General features: G+C 72.6%; 21 protein-coding genes and 1 pseudogene. 15 read left to right on the top strand and 7 right to left on the bottom strand.

Annotation, left to right across the window (positions count from 1 at the left end; translation table 11 throughout):
* Positions 1-61: 61 nt before the first annotated feature.
* Entirely contained in the window at positions 62-622 is a 561-nt protein-coding gene (locus GA0070610_RS27420) for a hypothetical protein (RefSeq protein ID WP_089002707.1), read from the top strand.
* Between the two features lie 204 nt (positions 623-826).
* Here GA0070610_RS27420 and GA0070610_RS27415 read toward each other — a convergent pair whose 3' ends face one another.
* Positions 827-1273, bottom strand: a complete 447-nt coding sequence (locus tag GA0070610_RS27415; protein ID WP_157747252.1) for a hypothetical protein — start codon at positions 1271-1273, stop codon at positions 827-829.
* Between the two features lie 242 nt (positions 1274-1515).
* Between GA0070610_RS27415 and GA0070610_RS27410 the strand changes: the two genes are divergently transcribed.
* From GA0070610_RS27410 to GA0070610_RS27395, 4 genes and pseudogenes are all read left to right on the top strand, one after another.
* Positions 1516-2466, top strand: coding sequence for a hypothetical protein (locus tag GA0070610_RS27410; protein ID WP_231925830.1), 951 nt, complete (start codon positions 1516-1518; stop codon positions 2464-2466).
* 132 nt (positions 2467-2598) lie between these two features.
* Positions 2599-4115, top strand: a pseudogene (locus tag GA0070610_RS27405) (IS1182 family transposase).
* A gap of 139 nt (positions 4116-4254) precedes the next feature.
* Positions 4255-4968: a class I SAM-dependent methyltransferase gene (locus GA0070610_RS27400; protein WP_157747251.1), complete on the top strand. Its 714-nt coding sequence runs from the start codon at positions 4255-4257 to the stop codon at positions 4966-4968.
* A 27-nt stretch (positions 4969-4995) separates the two neighbouring features.
* The gene (locus GA0070610_RS27395) at positions 4996-5775 is read left to right on the top strand and encodes a DUF4253 domain-containing protein (protein ID WP_089002704.1); all 780 of its coding nucleotides are present in this window, start codon (positions 4996-4998) and stop codon (positions 5773-5775) included.
* Between the two features lie 21 nt (positions 5776-5796).
* Here the strand turns inward: GA0070610_RS27395 and GA0070610_RS27390 are convergent, their stop codons facing one another.
* Together GA0070610_RS27390 and GA0070610_RS27385 are read right to left on the bottom strand one after the other, a co-directional pair.
* Positions 5797-6894 (bottom strand): hypothetical protein, encoded by a 1098-nt coding sequence (locus GA0070610_RS27390; RefSeq protein ID WP_089002703.1) that lies wholly within the window; start codon positions 6892-6894, stop codon positions 5797-5799.
* 99 nt (positions 6895-6993) lie between these two features.
* On the bottom strand, positions 6994-7314 hold the full coding sequence (locus tag GA0070610_RS27385; protein WP_089003778.1) for a PadR family transcriptional regulator: 321 nt from the start codon (positions 7312-7314) through the stop codon (positions 6994-6996).
* Between the two features lie 95 nt (positions 7315-7409).
* Here GA0070610_RS27385 and GA0070610_RS27380 point away from each other — a divergent pair, with 95 nt between their 5' ends.
* On the top strand, positions 7410-8291 hold the full coding sequence (locus GA0070610_RS27380) for an LLM class flavin-dependent oxidoreductase (protein ID WP_089003777.1): 882 nt from the start codon (positions 7410-7412) through the stop codon (positions 8289-8291).
* A 112-nt stretch (positions 8292-8403) separates the two neighbouring features.
* Here the strand turns inward: GA0070610_RS27380 and GA0070610_RS27375 are convergent, their stop codons facing one another.
* Positions 8404-8835, bottom strand: coding sequence for an ASCH domain-containing protein (locus GA0070610_RS27375; protein WP_089003776.1), 432 nt, complete (start codon positions 8833-8835; stop codon positions 8404-8406).
* Between the two features lie 104 nt (positions 8836-8939).
* On the opposite strand from GA0070610_RS27375, the gene GA0070610_RS27370 reads away from it, so the two are divergent.
* Positions 8940-9476 (top strand): alpha/beta fold hydrolase, encoded by a 537-nt coding sequence (locus GA0070610_RS27370; protein WP_089002702.1) that lies wholly within the window; start codon positions 8940-8942, stop codon positions 9474-9476.
* A 100-nt stretch (positions 9477-9576) separates the two neighbouring features.
* Here the strand turns inward: GA0070610_RS27370 and GA0070610_RS27365 are convergent, their stop codons facing one another.
* Positions 9577-10128 (bottom strand): phosphoribosyltransferase family protein, encoded by a 552-nt coding sequence (locus GA0070610_RS27365; RefSeq protein ID WP_089002701.1) that lies wholly within the window; start codon positions 10126-10128, stop codon positions 9577-9579.
* Positions 10129-10352: 224 nt separating this feature from the next.
* Here GA0070610_RS27365 and GA0070610_RS27360 point away from each other — a divergent pair, with 224 nt between their 5' ends.
* The 4 genes from GA0070610_RS27360 to GA0070610_RS27345 all read left to right on the top strand — a co-directional run bounded on the left by GA0070610_RS27360 (position 10353) and on the right by GA0070610_RS27345 (position 15291).
* Positions 10353-10997 (top strand): septal ring lytic transglycosylase RlpA family protein, encoded by a 645-nt coding sequence (locus tag GA0070610_RS27360; RefSeq protein ID WP_172896605.1) that lies wholly within the window; start codon positions 10353-10355, stop codon positions 10995-10997.
* 100 nt (positions 10998-11097) lie between these two features.
* Positions 11098-12225 (top strand): PP2C family protein-serine/threonine phosphatase, encoded by a 1128-nt coding sequence (locus GA0070610_RS27355; RefSeq protein ID WP_089002699.1) that lies wholly within the window; start codon positions 11098-11100, stop codon positions 12223-12225.
* 207 nt (positions 12226-12432) lie between these two features.
* Positions 12433-14289 carry an acyl-CoA dehydrogenase gene (locus GA0070610_RS27350; protein WP_089002698.1) on the top strand — a complete coding sequence of 619 codons (1857 nt, stop codon included), beginning with the start codon at positions 12433-12435 and terminating at the stop codon, positions 14287-14289.
* Between the two features lie 732 nt (positions 14290-15021).
* On the top strand, positions 15022-15291 hold the full coding sequence (locus tag GA0070610_RS27345; RefSeq protein WP_013730795.1) for a DUF6458 family protein: 270 nt from the start codon (positions 15022-15024) through the stop codon (positions 15289-15291).
* Positions 15292-15397: 106 nt separating this feature from the next.
* Here the strand turns inward: GA0070610_RS27345 and GA0070610_RS27340 are convergent, their stop codons facing one another.
* Positions 15398-15934: a SixA phosphatase family protein gene (locus tag GA0070610_RS27340; RefSeq protein WP_089002697.1), complete on the bottom strand. Its 537-nt coding sequence runs from the start codon at positions 15932-15934 to the stop codon at positions 15398-15400.
* A gap of 115 nt (positions 15935-16049) precedes the next feature.
* Between GA0070610_RS27340 and GA0070610_RS27335 the strand changes: the two genes are divergently transcribed.
* Positions 16050-16334, top strand: a complete 285-nt coding sequence (locus tag GA0070610_RS27335) for a DUF6458 family protein (protein ID WP_089002696.1) — start codon at positions 16050-16052, stop codon at positions 16332-16334.
* Between the two features lie 58 nt (positions 16335-16392).
* Here GA0070610_RS27335 and trhA read toward each other — a convergent pair whose 3' ends face one another.
* Entirely contained in the window at positions 16393-17070 is a 678-nt protein-coding gene (gene trhA / locus GA0070610_RS27330; RefSeq protein ID WP_089002695.1) for a PAQR family membrane homeostasis protein TrhA, read from the bottom strand.
* Positions 17071-17177: 107 nt separating this feature from the next.
* On the opposite strand from trhA, the gene GA0070610_RS27325 reads away from it, so the two are divergent.
* From GA0070610_RS27325 to GA0070610_RS27315, 3 genes are read left to right on the top strand one after another with little or no spacing between them, the layout of a single operon-like run.
* Entirely contained in the window at positions 17178-17813 is a 636-nt protein-coding gene (locus GA0070610_RS27325) for a 5-oxoprolinase subunit B family protein (protein ID WP_089002694.1), read from the top strand.
* Positions 17810-18667 carry a 5-oxoprolinase subunit C family protein gene (locus GA0070610_RS27320; protein ID WP_089002693.1) on the top strand — a complete coding sequence of 286 codons (858 nt, stop codon included), beginning with the start codon at positions 17810-17812 and terminating at the stop codon, positions 18665-18667. The genes GA0070610_RS27325 and GA0070610_RS27320 overlap by 4 nt, the downstream gene beginning before the upstream one ends.
* Positions 18651-19400 carry a LamB/YcsF family protein gene (locus GA0070610_RS27315; RefSeq protein WP_089002692.1) on the top strand — a complete coding sequence of 250 codons (750 nt, stop codon included), beginning with the start codon at positions 18651-18653 and terminating at the stop codon, positions 19398-19400. The genes GA0070610_RS27320 and GA0070610_RS27315 overlap by 17 nt, the downstream gene beginning before the upstream one ends.
* Positions 19401-19402 lie beyond the last annotated feature (2 nt).

Below are 19402 nucleotides of genomic sequence, written 5' to 3'. Positions count from 1 at the left end.
GGCTACAACCCGAACGTGAGCAACGACCTGTAGTCGTGGGACATCGACTCGTACCACAACGATGGGGGTGCTGAGCATGGATCGCCGCCTTGTTCGACCGCTGGTCGCAGGCACCGTCGCTATCGCGGTGGCCTCTGGCGGGTGGTTGGCCTACGACTCGCTGCGCGCGGGTGAGATGCACTCGGTGCACTCGTCCTATGCGTTCGATGTGAAGGATGAGACGAAGGTGGCCGGGTTCGCCGACTACGTCGTCGTTGCGACGGTGGACCGTGTCGCCGAGGTGCAGGAGCGCGACGGTGCGCCCTACACCGTCTTCGACGTGACAGTGGACATGACCCTCAAGGGCGAGCCGGTCAAGACGCTACGGGTGGTCCAGTTGGGTGGGACCCTCGGCAAGGACACCTGGCGGGTCGAGGGCGAGCCCTTGCTGCGGCCCGGCACGACCTATGTGCTGGCGGCGAAGACGGAGCAGGGGCGTGGGACGCACCAACTGGTTGGCGGGGCAGACTTCCCGGTCGTTGACCGGGAAGCGGCCCGTGCTGGGCGATCGGGCCCGGTGGCCGACTGGCGGGACAGCGTCGACCGCCAGCGGTGGCCTCAGGAACTCCCCAAGAGCTCCTGACCGTCGTCCGTCGGTCGAATACCCTTGGCCTGCCGCCCCGGTCCCGGGTTGGCAGACCAAGATGCCGTCCTGGCCAGGTCTCGAACCCGGTCTGCCCCGGTACCGGCCAACCAGCATCGGCAGTCGATCAAGCGCGACGGCCGGTGGCGCCCGGAGAGCCTGCCCGAGTGGTGCCGGTCCGACCTGCCGGAATCACTCTCCGCGTCAGTACCCGCCCGGTGCGGACGCGCGCCGGGTGCGGCGTTGCTGCCACAGCGCTCCGCCGAGGAACAGGGCGCCCAGCCACAGGTCCGGCCAGACGCTTCCTTCCGGCGCGAACGCGCGGGCGTCCTTGGCCCAGTCCGACCCCCGAAGGTGAACCACCGTCATCGTCTCGCCGACCTCGGGAGATCCCTCCCACGCCCAGAGGTTCATCTCCTCCCCGGAACTGACGCGCACGCGCACGAAGTCCGAGCGGCCACCGAGCTGCCTGTCCACGACCTCTGCCTGAGTGGTGACGCCGTTCGCGTCGAGGTAGCGCACCTGACCGATGGTGAACAGGGCGTAGGACAGCAGGAGTGCCCCGGCGACCACCGCCAGCCACACCCGCCATCGGCCCGGGCGTGCGGGCGGAGCCATGATCGGCTCGTAGCGGGGCTGGTGGGGGTGCATGCGACGAGCATGCCAGTGGGGAGCAAGACGATGGCCGCTGGCCCGTGCGTCCCTTCCAGCTACGTGCCGCTGCGCTCGTCGCGAGTGGACCGGCGGCAGAGCCGGCGCCGGCAGGGCAGATCGAGGCGGCTGGTCCGTTTCGTCCCGGGGGACAGCGTGGACGGAACGAGCCTGGTTATGTTGCTCGGGCAGCACGCGTCCGCTACGGCGCGTGATGAACCACGGGGGAAGGTGCGTCCAGCATGTCCATCACTCTGTCCACAGGGCGTCGCGTCTCGGCCGCCGCGCTCGGCCTGGCGGTCGTTGCGGCCGCCGCCGTCGCCAGCGCGGCCCCGGCCGTCGCCGCGCCGCACACGTCCGGCACCGGCACGCTGTCCATCGCGGCGCAGCGGCTGATCCTGGAGCCGACCGACCAGGGCTACGTCGGCACGCTCAATGCCACGGTCACGAACAACGGCCCGACCGCCAGCTACTACAGCCTGAGCTTCCTCGAACCGGCCGGCGCCGCGGAGGGCCACGTCTTCCCCGAGGACGCCTGCGTCTGGCAGGGCGTGGTCGGCGTCCGCACCCTGGTGAACTGCGGCAGCGGGAGCGGCGAGCTGGCGTCCGGTGCCAGCCGGGCGCACAGCGTCCGGTTCCACGTCGGGACGACCCCTCGGGACTACCCGATGGTCGTCGACGGCAGCTGGATCGGCGTGGTGCCGAACGGCGATCAGGAGCCGGTCCAGAGCGCCCCGTTCACGACCCTGTTCCGTTCCACGAAGGGCAAGATCACCAAGCCTCGGCCGTACGTGCAGGCGACCCAGACCGACGTCTCGCTGAGCGCGAACCAGGTCAGGCTCGACCGGCTCCCGGACGGGAGCCTCCAGGGCCGCATGCCGCTGACCGTCCGGTACGGCAACGACGCGCCCTCGTTCGGGCTCAACGTCATCGCCGACCTGCCGGCCGGCGTCGTGGTGGACCACATCGAGCCGCAGGACATGCCGAGTTCCTGGGACTGGTTCACCGTGCCGGGCGGCCGGTTCGTGCCCGGTGAGGCGCGCACCTTCGACGTCATCCTCACCGCGCCGGCCGGCACCCCGACGGGTGAACTGGGCACGGGCTCATACACGCCCACTTCGGACTACGTGGTGAGCCTGACCGACGTGGACCCGGCGGACGACACCACCTCGTTCACCATCACGGCCGGCTGAGCACCACCAGCGCGCGAGGGCCCGGCACCACTTCGGGATGCTGTTGGTTAATTCGGGTTCTGCGTGACGTCGGCCTTCAAGACCTGGTTGTGGTCTTGAAGGCCGACGTTTTCGTATTGGGGTGGGTTGCGGGTGTCGTTGCGGTTGCGGGTGTTGGGGGAGATTCCGGCGGAGACGGTGCGGGTGGCGCGGGCCGCGTTCCCGAAGGGCAGCCTGGCGATTCGGGTGCGCGACGAGTTGGGGGTGTTGTTCACCGACGCTGATTTCGCGGACTTGTTCCCGGTCCGGGGGAAGCCTGCCTGGTCACCGGGCCGGTTGGTGGTGGTGTTGGTGTTGCAGTTCGTTGAGGGGCTCACCGATCGGCAGGCCGCGGAGGCGGTGCGGGCCAGGATCGACTTCAAGTACGCCTTGGGGCTGGAGCTGGATGATCCGGGCTTCGACCTCTCGGTGTTGTCGGAGTTCAGGGACCGGCTGGTGCAGGCGGACGCGGGGCGGCGGGTGTTGGACGGCGTGTTGGCCGCAGCCCGGGAGAAAGGGCTGCTGAAGACGACGGGTCGGGCCAGGACCGACTCCACGCACGTGGTCTCGGCGGCTCGTGAGCTGTGTTGGTTGGATGGTCGTCGAGACACTGCGTGCGGCGTTGAACGCGCTCGCTCGGGATGCCCCGGGCTGGCTGGAGGCGGTGTTCTCGGCCGGTTCGCCTGAGCAGGCGCGGGAGCTGGAGGCGGTGGAGATCCTGCGGCAGGTGTGGGTCCAGCACTTCCACCTGGTCGAGGGCGAGGTGCGACGGCGGGACCCAAAAGACCGGCCGCCGGGCGCGATACGCCTGGTCACCCCGCATGACGCCGAGGCACGCGGCAGCGTCAAGCGGGACACCTGCTGGGACGGATACAAGGTCCACCTCACCAAGACCTGTGAGCCGCACGCCCCGAACCTGGTCACGAACGTGGCCACCACCTGCGCCACCGTCGCGGACAGCGTGATGGCAGAGGTGATCCACGCCGGTCTCGCCGGGCGTGACTGCCTGCCCGCGGAGCACTGGGTCGATGCCGGATACCCCAACGCCGCTCAAGTTGTGGCTGCCCGCACCCAACACGACGTCGACCTGCAGGGGCGTATCGGTGCCGACACCACGACGCAACGCGGCAGCCGCCATGGGCAGGATGCCTTCACTATCGACTGGGACCGGCAGCATGTTGACCTGCCCCACCGGCGTCACCAGCACGCAATGGCATCATCGGCGCTCCCAGCACGGCCTGCCGGTGATCCGGGTCCGGTTCAACCCCGCCGACTGCCGCGTCTGCCCCAGCCTGCGCGACTGCGTCAGCTCACCCAAAGCCGAACGCCGGGAGCTCACTCTGCGCCACCGGGCCGAACACGACACCGTCCGCAACGCCAGACGACAACAGCAGACCGACGACTGGAAACACCGCTACAAGATCCGCGCCGGCGTCGAGGGGACCATCTCCCAAGGCGTCCAACGCTGCGGCCTGCGCAGATCCCGCTACCGCGGCCTGGACAAAACTGCCCTGCAACACCAACTCACCGGCGCCGCGATGAACCTCGCCCGGATAGACGCCCACCTCACCGAAACACCCCGAGCCGCCGCCCGCATCAGCCACTTCGCACAACTTCGCCCCGCCGGATAGATCCGACGGGGCGAAGCAGCAGAACCCGAATTAACCAACAGCATCCCACTTCGGTTCCGGGCCCTCCATACAACTGGGGGAGTCCCGGCCGCCGCCGTGACGTCCCTCGGGCACGGGCACACTGTCGTACCGTGGCCCGGTGAAGAGCCAGGATCGCAGTACGTACCTGGCCGCCGCCGCGGCCAACCTGACCTACAACGCGCCGCTCGGCGAGGATCGGGTGACGGACCTGGTCCGGCGACTGGCCCCCACCGGGGCGGGCTGGCGAGCCCTGGACCTGGGCTGCGGCAACGGCGAGCTGCTCCTGCGGCTGTGCGAGGCTCACGGCATCGCCGGCGACGGCGTGGAACGCCACGCCGACGACGGTGAACGGGCCCGGCGACGCGCGACGGAACGGGGAGCCGCCGAGCGGGTCAGGTTCCACAGCGCGGACGCGGCCACCTGGGACCGGCCCGCCGACCTCGTCGTCAACGTCGGCGCCGGCCACATCTGGGGCGACACGGCGAGGGCCCTCACCGCCCTGCACCGGCTCACCAACCCCGGCGGGAAACTGCTGTTCGCCGACGGCTTCTACCAGACCAGGCCCGGCGCGCAGGTCCGTGAGACCTTCGGCGACCTGCCCGACCTGGCGACCCTGGCCCAGCTCGCGGTGGACGCGGGATTCCGGCCGCTGCACATCGCCGTGTCCACGATCGCCGAGTGGGACGACTTCGAGTCAGACTGGCGTGCGGGCGTCGAACGCCTCGGCACCCCGGAGGCGCGTGCGTTCGCCGACGAACGGCGTGCCGAATACCTCGACGGCTACCGCGACGTCGTCGGCTTCGGATGGCTGATCCTGACGCCGGCCGGTTAGGTCGTACGGGTCGCCTACGCTCTCGCCGTGATTCCGGACCTCTCCCAGTTGCTGAGTTCGCTACCGCCCACGACGTTGCCGTCCGGCCGCTTGGTCGAGCCGGAGGACGGCGGGCCTGCGCCGTACTGGCTGAGCGACGCTCCACCTGATCTCGAACTGTGGGCGCGGTTGCGGTCGCGGCATCCGGAGTCCGGGCTCTGGCCGCTGCTGCTGACCGGGTTGTCGAGCGACGAGAGGCGCCCGTGGGTCGCCGGCGAGGTGTCTCCGGCCGACATGTCGTCGCCGGAGCAGCACGACGTGGCGGAGCTGCTGGCCCGGTGGTGGGCCGGCTGTGCGACGACCGACGAGGACGGTGGGTCGGCTGTCACGGCCCCGTTCGGCCAGGACTGGCCCGGCCTCGCCACGCCCGGCGACCAGGCGGAGCCGCCCGACCAGCTCGCCGACGAGTGCGCGGAGTTCCTCGTGGACGGGCGGACGCGTCTGGGGCTCGTGCCGGCTGTCCGCGGCGCGGACACCCTCGCCGTGGCGGGCTGGTCCGGCCCGACCAACCACACGGGCGACGCCGGGGAGATCTCGGCGGTGCTGCGGAGTTGGGAGGACCGGTTCGGCGTACGCGTGGTCGGCGTCGGATTCGCGACCCTGTACGTCAGCGTGGCCGCGCCACCGACCACCACCGGGCACGCCCTGGCGGTCGCGGCCGAGCACTTCGCCTTCTGCCCGGACAACGTCTGGCAGGGCGCCGAAACGCTGGCCGCCTACGCCGATCAGCTCCTCGGCGCGCACTCCTGGTCGTTCTGGTGGGACTGATCTCGGATCAGTCCGGCGGCGTCAGCCGACGGCGGTCGTGGGCAGCGGGCTGCGTCGGGGTGCGGCAGCCAGCGCCAGCGTCAGCAGCGCGCTCGCCGCACCCACCACGAACGGCAGGGAGGCAGCCGGCTGACCCAGCCACTCCCACAGCGGGTGCCAGGTCGGGTGCGGCTCGGCGCGGTGGTGTCGCAGCAGGCTGGGGACGGTCAGCAGGACGGGCGTCCACCAGAGGAACAGGGTGATCGCGAGCAGGACGCCGACCGCTCCCCGGGCGGGGTGTGCCGCCTCGGTGCGCCGGCTGGCCCAACCGAAGACCAGCCAGCCGAGGGCCGCCCCGATCAGTCCGCCGGCGACACCGGCCGGCAGCACGACCGTTGGGGCCGTCCGGCTCAGGGCCAGCGACAGGTGGCTGCCGTCGGGCGAGGGCGGGGTGGCGACATGGAGTTGGAGGACCGTGTCGCCGCGCCGGGCGAGCAGGGTGGTGTCGGTGATCGTGACGGCGGGGGCGCACGTCTTGTCGACACAGCCCGGATAGCTGTGCACCGTCGGGGCGTACGTCTGCCAGCCGGTCTCGCGCAGGCGCCGCTGTGCCAGCGCGAGCGTCTCGTCGGCGGACATCCGGGGCGTGCCGGCGGTGCCGGCCAGGACCTCGCTCCGCTGGTATTCGCCGCCGTCGCCCAGCAGCAGGTTGTCGAGCGCCCGCACGGTCAGCGGCTGGCCGTAGAAGGTGAAGAGCGCCGGCGCCAGGTCGACGTCGCCGAGTTCGTGACCGGGCAGCACGGCGGCGAAGACGGCGGCGGTCTCGGCCCGGTCGGGCTGCGGGGCGGAGGTCTCCCAGGCGGCGCGGGTGGCGAGGGCGGCGGTGAACAGGCCGCAGATGACGGCGGCGAGGGTGGCCCAGACGCCGACCGTGCGGCTGGCCGGTCGGCCCAGCCGGCAGCGCAGGCCGTGCCGGATCAGGTTGGCGGCCTCGCGCGGCGTGGGGCGGGTGCGGCCCGCCAGCGCCGCGTCGAGCAGGACCCCGACGATCTCGTCGGCCCGGGCCCGCCGGTAGGCGCGGGGGTGGCAGAACAGCAGCCGCCGGTAGCGGCGGGCGAGCGGGTCGCCGGTCGTCGGCATGGCTGTCCTTCCGATCGGTACGCACCGGCGGGCCGGTGCGGGAGGTGGCAGGCGGTGCGGTCGTACGGTGCGGCGTACGGGCTCCGCTGGTGCGGGCGGTCAGGCGGTGCCGGGGCGCAGCGCGCGCAGCCGGGTCTCGGCGGCGGTGGTGAGCTGACGCAGCCGGACGGTCTCGGCGTCCAGCGCGCGGATCCCGTCCGGGGTGAGGCGGTAGTAGCGGCGGAGCCGGCCGTCGACGGTCTCCTCGCGGTCGGGTGCGACGAGCCCCTGCGCGTGCAACCGGTCCAGCGCCGTGTAGAGGGTGCCCGGCAGCAGGGTGACGCGCTGGGCGGACAGGGCGGTGACCTCCCGGATGATGCCGTAGCCGTGCCGTGGACCGCCGGCCAGCGCGGTGAGGATCAGGAAGGTCGGCTCACGCATCGCGGTCACGGGCGACACGATAGTCAGATCATCGATATATGGTCAAGGTCCGCGCGGTCGGGCGGCCGGGCGGCGGCGGCTCTAGGCTGGCGGCCATGCGGATTGGCATCGTGATCCTTCCCGACCAGCGCTGGTCCGACTCCCGGCGCCGTTGGCGGCAGGCGGACGAGTGGGGCTTCGACCACGCCTGGACGTACGACCACCTGGGCTGGCGGGACCTGGTCGACGGGCCCTGGTTCGACTCCGTGACCACGCTGACCGCCGCCGCGACGGTGACCTCCCGGATCCGGCTCGGCACGCTGGTCGCCTCGCCGAACTTCCGGCATCCGGCGGCGTTCGCGCGGCAGGTCACCGCGCTCGACGACGTCTCCGACGGGCGGCTGCTGCTCGGCCTCGGCGCGGGCGGCATCGGCTTCGACTCGGCCGTGCTGGGTGGGGAGACGCTGCCGCCACGCCAGCGGGTGGACCGGTTCGCCGAGTTCACCGAGCTGCTCGACCTGATCCTGCGCGAGGACGGCACGACCTGGCGCGGGGAGTGGTTCTCCGCCGTGGACGCCCGGAGCAACCCGGGCTGCGTGCAGACGCCAAGGGTGCCGTTCGTGGTGGCCGCCAACGGGCCCCGGTCGATGCGGCTGGTGGCACGCTTCGGCCAGGGCTGGGTCACCACCGGCCCGGCCGTGGAGGACCTGGAGAGCTGGTGGGCCGAGGTGGCCGAGGCCGCCGCCCGGATGGACGCGACGCTCGCCACGGCCGGCCGCGACCCGGGCACCCTGGACCGCTACCTCTCGCTCGACTCCGCGCCGGTCTTCTCCCTGAGCAGCGCCGAGTTCTTCGCCGACCAGGTCGGCCGGGCCGCCGCCCTCGGCTTCACCGACGTGGTCACGCACTGGCCCCGCGACAGCAGCTGGTACGCGGGCGACGAGGCCGTCCTGGTGGACGTGGCGACCCGCCTGCTGCCCGAGCTGCGTCGCGCCTGAGCACGCCGACGGGCGCGTCGGGCAGCCGCGGGGCGGGGTGTCCCGGTCGGTGCGGCGGATCGCGGCCGCCCACGCGCACTGCCCGGTCGTGGTCGGCCGTGGCCGGGCGCGCTCAGGTGCCGAGGTCCCCCGTGGCGATGCCGCCGTCGCCGCCCGAGACCAGCCGGAACCGGATGCAGACGACCTCGCTGTCGTCGGTCACGGGGGTGCCCACGCGCGCCCAGTAGGCGGCGTGGCCCGACCGCCACTCCTCGATGGAACGGTCACCCTCCCCTTCGGAGCGGGCGAAGTCCCACGGCACGTCCGCGAAGCGGACCACCTCGACGCCGGTGACCTCCACGACACCGACCAGCGCGTCCTCGTCGTCGACGAAGGCCAACCGCTCGCCGACGTGTTCCAGTTCCTCGCCCTCCTCGGCGTACTCGGTGGTCAGCCCGGCGGTCGCCGTCTTCACCCCGGCGAGGACCAGGGTGTTGAGCCGCGCCCGCAGCTCACCGGGGGTGCCGAGGGCGAGGGTGCGCAGTCCACCGATCCGAGGCCACATCCTGCCGACGGTACCGGCGCCGCCGGCCACCCGCCGTGGCATTTCCGCCCCCACCGTGGGTGCGGCGGACGTTACGGTGGGTGGGGCGACGATCGGGAGGCGGCATGGCGGACAGGCGCGTGGTGCTCATCCCCGGTCGGGGCTACGACACCCGGTTCCCGCTCTTCGTCTACGCCGGCGAGGCGCTGCGCCGCGCCGGCTACGCCCTGCACGCCGTCACGTGGGAGGTGCCGGAGCGGTTGGCACCCGACCGGGAGGGGCCGGGGCAGGCCGTCGAATGGGTGATCGACCAGGTCGCCCCGACCCTCGCCGAGCCCACGGACCTGCTGGTCGGCAAGTCGCTCGGCTCGATGGCCACGCCGCTGGCGGCCGACCGCCGGCTGCCGGCCGTCTGGCTGACCCCGCTGCTGCACGTGCCCGCCGTGGTCGACGGCCTGCGCCGCGCCACCGCGCCGTTCCTGCTGGTGGGCGGCACGGCGGACCCGTCCTGGGACGGCTCGCTCGCCCGCCGGCTCACCCCGCACGTCGTGGAGATCGAGCAGGCCGACCACGCGCTGATGGTGCCGGGCCCGCTGGCCCGCTCGGCGGAGGCGCTCGGCCGGGTCTGCACGGCCGTCGAGGACTTCGTTCGAATCAGCTGACCGGCATGTCCGGCGGCGGCCACGCGCGCCGGCCGCAGGGTCGCCACGGCGGCAGGATCTCACCCATGGGGCGATCCTCGGAGTCGAACCGAGGTTCAGGTCACGCCGTGAGGTCCGCGCCGTCCACCAGTCCCCGGACGCGCAGCTCGGTGGCGACCGTCGGGGGGCAGTCGAGCACGACGGTGGCGGTGCCGACGGGCTCCGCCCCGCGCGCGGCGCAGATCTCGTAGAGCGCGCGGACCTGCGCCCCGGTGGCCACCCAGTCGTCCACCACCAGCACCCGGTCGCCCCGGCCGAGCCCGTGGTCGCGTACGGCCAGGTCGACCCGCCGGCCCCGGAAGTCCGGCGGGCTCTGTGCCCAGGTGAGCGCCCCGGCGGGCAGCCGGCCGTCGCCCGGCTTGTGCGCCGGTACGAAGCCGACCCCGAGTGCCGTCGCGGCGAGTGGGCCGAGCAGGTAGCCGGTGACCGCCGGCGAGACGACCACCGTGGGCCGGGCGGCCCGGAACGGCGCCACGAGGGCCGGTCCCAGCCGGGCGAGGATCTCCGCGTCCCGCCACCAACCGGACACGTCGCTGACCAGGTGGCTGGCGCCGGGGCCGGGGTCGATCCACCTGACCAGCGCGGCGAGGCGTCCGCTCAGCTCGGATGGCATGCACCCATCCTCCGGCACGGGAGCGACCCGGGTGGCCCGCCCCATCCGGCTCCAGGGCGCCGAGCCGCAGCTGTACCCGGGCCGCCCGGGCCACCACGGGTCGGATGATCGGCTACACGTATCGCTGCAATTCCGGCCATACCATCATGATCACGTTGACTTCGGAAGTGCTTCTCTCGTTACGGTCCGACCCGATTTGCTCGGAAGGCGAAAGGACCGCACCGGTGACTGGCAGGCACTCCCGTACCCGCATGTTCTCCTCGCCGGCCGGCATCGCGGCCACCGCGGCGGTCGGGGTTGCCCTCGCCGTCGGTGGCACCGTCGGCGCCGTGCAGCTGACCTCGGGCGCGCCGAGCGCCCGGCCCGCCGCCGTCGACCCCGCGCCCACCGGCCTGCCCACCGGCGCTCCCAGCTCGCCGGCGGTCGCGCCGAGCGCGAGCGGCTCGCCGAGCGCCAGCGCGTCGCCGAGCGCGACCGCGAGGCCCAAGGCCAGCCGGTCCACCCAGGCACCGTCCCGGAGCAAGCCGCGTGCCGCCGCGCCGAAGCCCACCGCGACGAAGAGGAGCAGCACGGCCCGCCCGGTCGTCGACAGCGGCTCGTGCGGCGCGTCCTTCTACTCCGAGGGGCAGCTCACCGCCAACGGTGAGAACTTCGACCCGTCCGCGCTGACCGCCGCCCACAAGACGCTGCCGTTCGACACGAGGGTCCGGGTGACCAACCCGGCCAACGGCAAGTCCGTGACCGTACGCATCAACGACCGTGGCCCGTTCATCGAGGGGCGCTGCCTGGACCTGTCCCGGGCCGCCTTCGCCGACATCGCCTCGCTCGACGCCGGCCACGTCGAGGTCCGCTACGAGGTGCTCGGCTGAGCACGCGCCGGGTGGCGATCGGCCCGCGGGCACGATCCGGCCGGCCAGAAGATTCTCGGACGACGGGCCAGGTTCATTCACCCGCTCACGTCAATCAGGCATGCTGTCCCTCGTACGCACGCGACCCTTCCAGTCGGGCCCCGGCCCACTGAGCCCCGGATCCCGCGCCGGCCTCGGCGCGGCCTTCGTCCTGCTCGCGATCGTCTCGGCCGTGGAGCTGGCCGACGGCCGTCCGGCCAACTACATCGCGCTCATGGTGGCCGCGCCGTTCCTGACCGCGGCGCTGGCGTCGTGGCGGATCACGCTCGGCGTGGGCCTGGCCGCCACGGCCCTGGGGGCCGGCTTCGCCCTCTGGGAGGAGACCGTGGCGCTGCCCACCACGGTCGCCGTCGCGGGCATCGCGCTGGGCACCGCGATCGCGGTCGCCACGGCAGCCGTACGACAGCGGCAGGCCGAGCGGATCGCCGAGCTGTCCCGACTCGCCTCGGTCGCCCAGCAGGCCGTGCTGCGCCCGCTCGGACCACAGGTCGGCTCGCTCTCGGTCGCTGCCCGCTACATCTCGTCCACCGCCACGGCCGAGATCGGCGGCGACCTGTACGAGGCGGTCGACACGCCGTACGGGGTGCGGATGATCATCGGCGACGTGCGGGGCAAGGGCCTCGACGCGGTACGGCTCGCCAGCATCGTGCTCGGCTCGTACCGGCACGTGGCGTACGAGCGCGCGGACCTGCGGGCCGTCGTGACCGACCTGGACCGGGCGGTGGCCCGCAGCGTGGGCGACGAGGACTTCGTCACCGCCGCGCTGGTCGAGGAGCGGGGCGGCACGCTCACCATCGTCAACTGCGGCCACCCGCCGCCGCTGCTGCTGCGCCGGGGTGCCGTGATCCCGCTCGAACCGCCGGCCCCCGCCCCGCCGCTGGGCTTCATGCCGGTGGTGCGCCCCCGGGTCGAGCGGCTGGAGCCCGGCGACCGGCTGCTGCTCTTCACCGACGGGCTCGGCGAGGCGCGCCGGGACGGGGAGTTCTTCCCGACCGCCGACCGGGCCTGGCGGCTGCTCGGCCACGGCACCGTCGGCGACGGGCTCGCCTCGCTGGAGACCGCCCTGGTGGAGTGGGTGCACGGCCGGCTCGACGACGACATCGCCCTGGTCCTGATGGAGTACACGGGCTCGCGCGGCGCCGCGACGGTGGCCGTGCCGAGCTGGGAGGTCGGCGCGGCCGAGAGCTGAGCCGACCGGCGCGGTGGGCGCCGTTCGTACCCCGCTCGGCTGCGTCGTGCCGGCCCGCCGGATGTGGGTACGCGGGCCCGTTCGCAACCTGAACGGGAAGTGTGTAATCGCCGTCACTTCCGAGATCGGCTTGTCGCTGCCTACCCATCGGTAATACAGTCAGGGTTACTGATCGGTAACACCTGTCCGGAAGCGGGGCCAGCGAGCATGACCCACTACAAGAGCAACCTTCGGGACCTCGAGTTCAACCTCTTCGAGGTCTTCGGGGCGGACCAGGCGTTCAGCCAGGAGCCGTACACGGACCTGGACGTCGACACCGCGCGCGACATCCTCGCCGAGGTCGACCGCCTCGCCCGTGAGGATCTGGCCGCCAGCTACACGGACAGCGACCGCAACCCGCCGGTCTTCGACCCGGCCACGCACACCGCGCCGTTGCCGGAGTCGTTCAAGAAGTCCTACCGCGCGTACATGAACTCCGAGTTCTGGCGGCTGGAGCTCCCGACCGAGCTGGACGGCAGCAACGCGCCCCGGGCGCTGGTGTGGTCCCTCGCCGAGCTGATCGTCGGCTCCAACGCCGCCGTGTGGATGTACGCCTCCGGCCCGTCCTTCGCGCACGTGTTGCAGGTCGAGGGCACCGAGCAGCAGAAGAAGTGGGCGAAGCTCTTCGTCGACAAGCAGTGGGGCTCCACGATGGTGCTCACCGAGCCGGACGCCGGCTCGGACGTGGGCGCCGGTCGGGCCCGCGCCATCCAGCAGCCCGACGGCTCCTGGCACATCGAGGGCGTGAAGCGCTTCATCACGTCGGCCGAGCACGACCTGAGCGACAACATCATCCACTACGTGCTGGCCCGTCCGGTCGGCGTCGAGGGTGTCGGCGGCCCGGGCACCAAGGGCCTGTCCCTCTTCGTGGTGCCGAAGTACCACTTCGACGAGAACACCGGCGAGCTGGGCGAGCGCAACGGCGTCTTCGCCACCAACGTCGAGCACAAGATGGGCCTGAAGGTCTCCAACACCTGCGAGCTGACCTTCGGTGAGCACGGCGTACCGGCCAAGGGCTGGCTGCTGGGCGAGAAGCACGAGGGCATCCGGCAGATGTTCATGATCATCGAGAGCGCCCGGATGATGGTCGGCACCAAGGCCATCGCCACCCTCTCGACCGGCTACCTGAACGCCCTCGAGTACGCCAAGAGCCGGGTGCAGGGCGCCGACCTGACCCAGATGGCGGACAAGACCGCGCCGCGCGTCACGATCACCCACCACCCGGACGTGCGCCGCTCGCTGATGCTGCAGAAGTCGTACGCCGAGGGCCTGCGCGCCCTGGTCTGCTACACCGCCACCTGGCAGGACAAGGTCGCCATCGCCGAGGCGGCGGGCGACGAGAAGGCGACCAAGCTCGCCAAGCGGGTCAACGACCTGCTCCTCCCGCTGGTCAAGGGCGTCGGTTCGGAGCGCGCGTACGAGCTGCTCGGCCACGAGTCGTTGCAGACCTTCGGCGGCTCCGGCTTCCTCCAGGACTACCCCCTGGAGCAGTACGTCCGGGACGCCAAGATCGACACCCTCTACGAGGGCACCACGGCGATCCAGAGCCTCGACCTCATCTTCCGGAAGATCGTCCGGGACAACGGCAAGGCCCTGATGGCGGTCGCCGGTGAGATCCAGGAGTTCATCGCCACCGAGGCCGGCAACGGCCAGCTCAAGGAGGAGCGGCAGGCGCTGGGCAAGGCGCTCGCCGAGATCCAGAACATGCTCGGCGTGATGACCGGCTGGCTGGGCGAGGCGCAGGGCGGCGACACCCGGGCGCTCTACAAGGTCGGCCTGAGCAGCCGCCGCTTCCTGCTGGCGATCGGCGACCTGGTCGTCGGCTGGCTGCTCCAGAAGCAGGCCGACGTGGCCCTGAAGGCGCTGGCCGGCGAGGTTTCGGCCGCCGACAAGGCGTTCTACACCGGCAAGGTAGCCGCCGCCCGGTTCTTCGCCCGCGAGGTGCTGCCCCGCATCGGTGCCGACCGGCGGATCGTCGAGGGCACCGACCTGGACATCATGGACCTCCCGGAAGAGGCCTTCTGAGGTACGCCGTAGCGCGCCTCGGCGCGGCGACGGAGCCAGCCGGGGTGACCCGGCGGTGACTCGACGATGATCGGCACGACGGCCGGTGGGCGACAGCCCGCCAGCCGTCGTCGTCCGTCCCTGAACCGGACGCAGCTCAGCCGCGGCGCCGGTGCACGCTCGCCGCCTGCCCGGCTGCCCGGCTGCCGGGCAGCCGGGCTTGGCGGGCTTGGCGGTATGCCGGCCTGCCGAGCCGAGGCGGTGCCGGACGTCGACCCCCACCAACTCGTTGATGTAAGCGGCAGACCGCTAACGGAACGTCACGTCAAGCGATCCCCTAGACCCCACCCCTTTCGACGCTTTGCTCTGCAGCCACGGACGCACCGGGCACCCGGAGTTACTGGTGCGCCCGTGGCTGCAGAGCAAAGCGGCCGTGAGGGTGGGGGCAGTGGGGCACCGATCGGGCTATCAGCGGCCACTAATGCGGTATTTAAGGTTGATAGTCCGATTCGTTGCGTCAGAAAGGTGTGACTGTCGGTAGTTGTGGCGGCTCCTCCGGATCTGGTCACCCTGCGTAGTTGAAGCGATGGCGGGGCGGCCGAGGCGAGGACGGCGACTGCGGTACCGCAGCGGCGGGCCCCGGCGGGTGCTATTCGCAGACCTCATCCGGGTAGCCGGGCGGTGTGGCGGGTAACCGTCGCGAGGTCACGTCAGAGAACGCCCAGAGCCACCGCACGGGGGAGTGCAGCGCACATGGGCATTGGTAGCGGAATCTTCCTGATCGCCATCGGCGCGATCCTGACCTTCGCCATCAGAGCCAACGTCTGGTGGGTCGACCTGCGCGCGGTCGGCTGGGTGTTCATCCTGGCCGGGCTGGGCGTCCTGCTCACCACGCTCTGGTTCTGGCAGGACCGCCGCAAGCGGGCGCGGACCCTCATCGTCGAGGAGAACCGGCTTTCGCATCCGACCGCGATGATGCCACCGCCGCCCGACCCGCCGCCGCCGACGGCACCGCCGTCCTGACCCACGGCCGACTGCGCCGTCGGTCCTGATCCACCGTCTACGGCCCGCGAGCCGGCCGGGCCCGAGAGCGGCGAGCTGAGCCACCCGTCACGTGTCGGCGGGTGGCTCAGCCGCGTGCGGTGTGCCGGTCGGTGATCGGCGCCCGGTTCGGGGCGAGTTCCGGCCAGTCGACGTCGGGCCGGTGCACCACCACGTCGCTGGTGCGCATGCCGTCCTGGTCCGCCCGCTCGGGGTCGAGCAGTACCGAGAGCAGCGAGATGCCCGGGTTGTGTGCGATCAGCAGCACCGTGCGGGCGGTCGGGTCCACGGCCCGGAGCAGCGTGAGCAGGTCCTCCGGGTGTGCCTCGTACGCCTCTGCCGTGTAGCGCACGACGGGGGCGGGACCGGCCGAACCGCCCTCCGGCGGGGATCCGGTCATCCCCATCGCCACGCCGTGCCAGGTCTCCCGGGTGCGCCGGGCGGTCGAGCAGACGACCACGTCCGGCAGCAGGTCGTGCTTGGCCAGCCACACGCCGGCGGCGGCCGCGTCGGCATGCCCCCGCGCGGCCAGGGGACGCCGCGCGTCCGGCCCCTCTCCGGGTGGCTCGGCCTTGGCATGCCGGAGCAGCACCAGCGTGCGCCCCTGGGCGGAAGCGTCCGTCATGCCCTCAGCTTGCCCGATTGGCGATCAGAGCGCCTGGGTAAGTCGATGGATGCCGCAACCTCATCGATGGCCGCGGCGGAAGGAAACGCCAGGGGACAGCCGAGGAGGCGACGAGATGGGCTTTGGTGGCAGTATCTTCCTGATCGCGTTGGGGGCGATCTTCGCGTTCGCCGTGGAGGCGGATCTCGGCTGGCTCAACCTGGCCGTGGTCGGCTGGGTGCTGATGCTCGCCGGTGTGGCCGGCCTGCTGCTCACCCTCCACTTCTGGAACTCGCGCCGTCGGGCGGTGGTCGCCCCGGTGCGCGGTGAGCGGGTCGTCGCCGAGCAGGTCGTGCCGGTGCAGGACGACCGCGTGGTGGAGGAGTACCGCGAGGTGCGTCGACCGCGCCGCACCGTCTGAGATCCGCGACATCTTCTCCGGGGGCTCCGCCGCAGGGCGGGGCCCCCGGTGCGTGCCGTCAGGCGAAGAGAGCGAAGTAGATGGCGATGTGGTGACTGAGCGCCGCCAGGAGCGTGCAGGCGTGGAAGAACTCGTGGTGGCCGAAGACGGTGGGCCACGGGTTGGGTCGACGGAGCGCGTAGAAGACCGCGCCCACGCTGTAGATGGCGCCACCCACGATGAGCAGCACCAGGGCGGTGACGCCACCCTGGTGCAGGATGTCGGGCAGCATCGCGACCGAGACCCAGCCGAGCGCCAGGTAGAGCGGCGCGGAGACCCAGCGCGGGGCGTGCGGCCAGACCAGCTTGAGCGCCACGCCGGCGAGCGCGCCGCCCCAGACCAGCGCCAGCATGATCGCGGCCGGCCGGGGTTCCAGCAGCAGTACGCAGAAGGGCGTGTAGGTGCCGGCGATGAACACGAAGATCATCGAATGGTCCATCCGGCGCATGATCTGGTAGCCGCGCTCGGACCACACCCGCCGGTGGTAGAGCGCGCTCGTGCCGAAGAGCCCACACACCGTCACGCTGTAGATGAGGCAGCTGACCAGCGGGGCCCAGCCGGGCCGGGTGGCGGCGACCGCGCTGAGCACGATGCCGCAGACGAGGGCGACGAAGAAGGCGTACGTGTGCAGCCAGCCGCGCATCCGGGGCTTACCGATGTCGACCGGCTTCAGTCGAAGCGGTGCGGAGGTGGTCACGCAACTAGGTTACGACACCGTAGGTTACTTTCAAGTAGAGCGTTCGGTCACGTGGGACGGCGGTCGACCGACCCTGGCGCCTCGCGCCCGTCGGGGAGTATGGCGGGATGCGGATCCGACCCGTCGGGGCGCACGCCCTGCTGATCGACTGTGCCGGCGCCGACCAGGTGGAGGCGTGGCGGGCCGAGCTGTGGCGGCGGCGCGAACGCGGCGAGCTGAGCGCCGTCGAGATCGTGCCGGCGGCCACCACCGTCCTGCTCGACGGCGTACCCGATCCGGCCACGACGGCCGCGCGGATCGCCGCCTGGCAGCCCCGCCCGGGCCCGCCCGAGGCACCCGGCCCGACGACCGCCGCAACCGGCGACGGGCCGGTCTACGTCCCGGTGACGTACGACGGGGAGGACCTGCCCCGAGTCGCCGACCACTGGGGCGTGGACGTGCCGGGGGTGGTCGACCGGCTGCGGCGCACCCCCTTCCGGGTGGCCTTCTGCGGCTTCGCCCCCGGCTTCGCCTATCTGACCGGGCTCCCCGCCGAACTCGCGGTGCCCCGACTGCCCACCCCGCGCCCCCGGGTGCCGGCCGGCGCGGTCGCCCTGGCCGGCCCGTACGCCGGGATCTATCCGGCGGCCTCGCCCGGCGGCTGGCTGCTGGTCGGGCGCACCGGGATCGAACTCTTCGACGTGCACGCCGATCCGCCGGCCCGGCTCGCCCCGGGCACCCGGGTACGCCTGGTAGCCGCGTGACCCGCGCCGTCGAGGTACTGCGTGCCGGGGCGCTGACCACCGTGCAGGACCTGGGCCGGGCCGGCTGGGCACACCTGGGCGTACCCCGGTCGGGCGCGCTCGACCCGGTCGCGCTGCGGCTGGCCAACCGGCTCGTCGGCAACCCGGAGTCCGCCGCCGGCCTGGAGATCACGATGACCGGCTGCGACCTGCGGTTCCTTCGCGCGACGGCGGTCGCCGTGACCGGTGCCGACGCCGCCGTACGGATCGACGACCGCCCCGGCGACGTGGGCCGGCCGTTGGCGGTGCCGGCGGGTGCCGTGCTGCGGATCGGCCCGCCCCACGAGGGCCTGCGCAACTGGCTGGCCGTCGGCGGCGGCATCGCCGTCGAGCCGGTGCTCGGCAGCCGCGCCACCGACACCCTCTCCGGGCTCGGCCCGCCCCCGCTGCGCGACGGCGACCGGCTGCCCCTGGGTACGCCGACCGGACCGCCCGCCGGCGTGGACGTCACCGTCGCCGCACCCGTCCCGACCGAGCTGCGGCTGGCCCTGCGCCTCGGCCCACGCGACGACTGGTTCACCGCCACCGCGCTGGAGCGGCTGTTCGGCAGTGCGTACACGGTGAGCCCGGTGGGCAACCGGGTCGGCGCGCGACTCACCGGCGCGGCGCTGCCCCGCGCGGTGGCCGGGGAACTGCCCAGCGAGGGCATCGTGCTCGGCGCGGTGCAGGTGCCGGCGGACGGTCAACCGCTGGTCTTCCTCGCCGACCATCCGACCACCGGCGGGTACCCCGTCGTCGGGGTGGTGGACGACGTGACCCCGCTCGCGCAGGCCCGGCCAGGGACTACGGTCAGGTTCCATGGACCTCAACGCTGACCTCGGCGAGGGATTCGGCATCTGGCAACTCGGCGACGACGCCGCGCTGCTGGACCTGATCACCTCCGCCAACGTGGCCTGCGGCTTCCACGCCGGCGACGCGTCCACCATGCGCCGGGTCTGTGAGGGCGCCGCCGCGCGCGGGGTGGCCGTCGGCGCCCAGGTCGGCTACCGGGACCTCGCCGGCTTCGGCCGGCGGCACGTCGCGTACGCCTTCGCGGAGCTGCGCGACGAGGTCACCTACCAGCTCGGGGCCCTCGACGCGTTCTGCCGGCTGTCCCGCACCCGGGTCCGCTACCTGAAGCCGCACGGCGCGCTCTACCACGCCGCCGCCTGCGACGAGGCCCAGGCGGCGGCGCTGGTCGCGGCGGTCGGCGACTACGACGACCAGCTTCCGCTGCTCTGCCCGCCCGGCTCGGTCCTCGCCCAGCTCACCGCCGGCGCCGGGCTGCGGGTGGTCGCCGAGGGCTTCGCCGACCGGGGCTACCTGCCCAACGGCTCGCTGGTGCCGCGCACCGCACCCGGGGCGCTGGTCACCGACCCGGAGGAGGTGGCCGCCCGGGCCGTGCGGATGGCCGTCGAGCGGACCGTGGTCGCGGTCGACGGCAGCGTCGTCCCGTGCCCGGTCGAGTCGATCTGCCTGCACGGCGACACGCCCGGCGCGGTGCGCTGCGCCGAACTGGTGCGCGCCGCCCTGATCGACGCGGGGGTGACGCTCACTCCGTTCGCCTGAGC

The sequence above is a fragment of the Micromonospora echinofusca genome, from assembly GCF_900091445.1.
GTDB classification, from domain to species: domain Bacteria; phylum Actinomycetota; class Actinomycetes; order Mycobacteriales; family Micromonosporaceae; genus Micromonospora; species Micromonospora echinofusca.
This window is presented reverse-complemented; position numbering and strand designations above follow the sequence as displayed.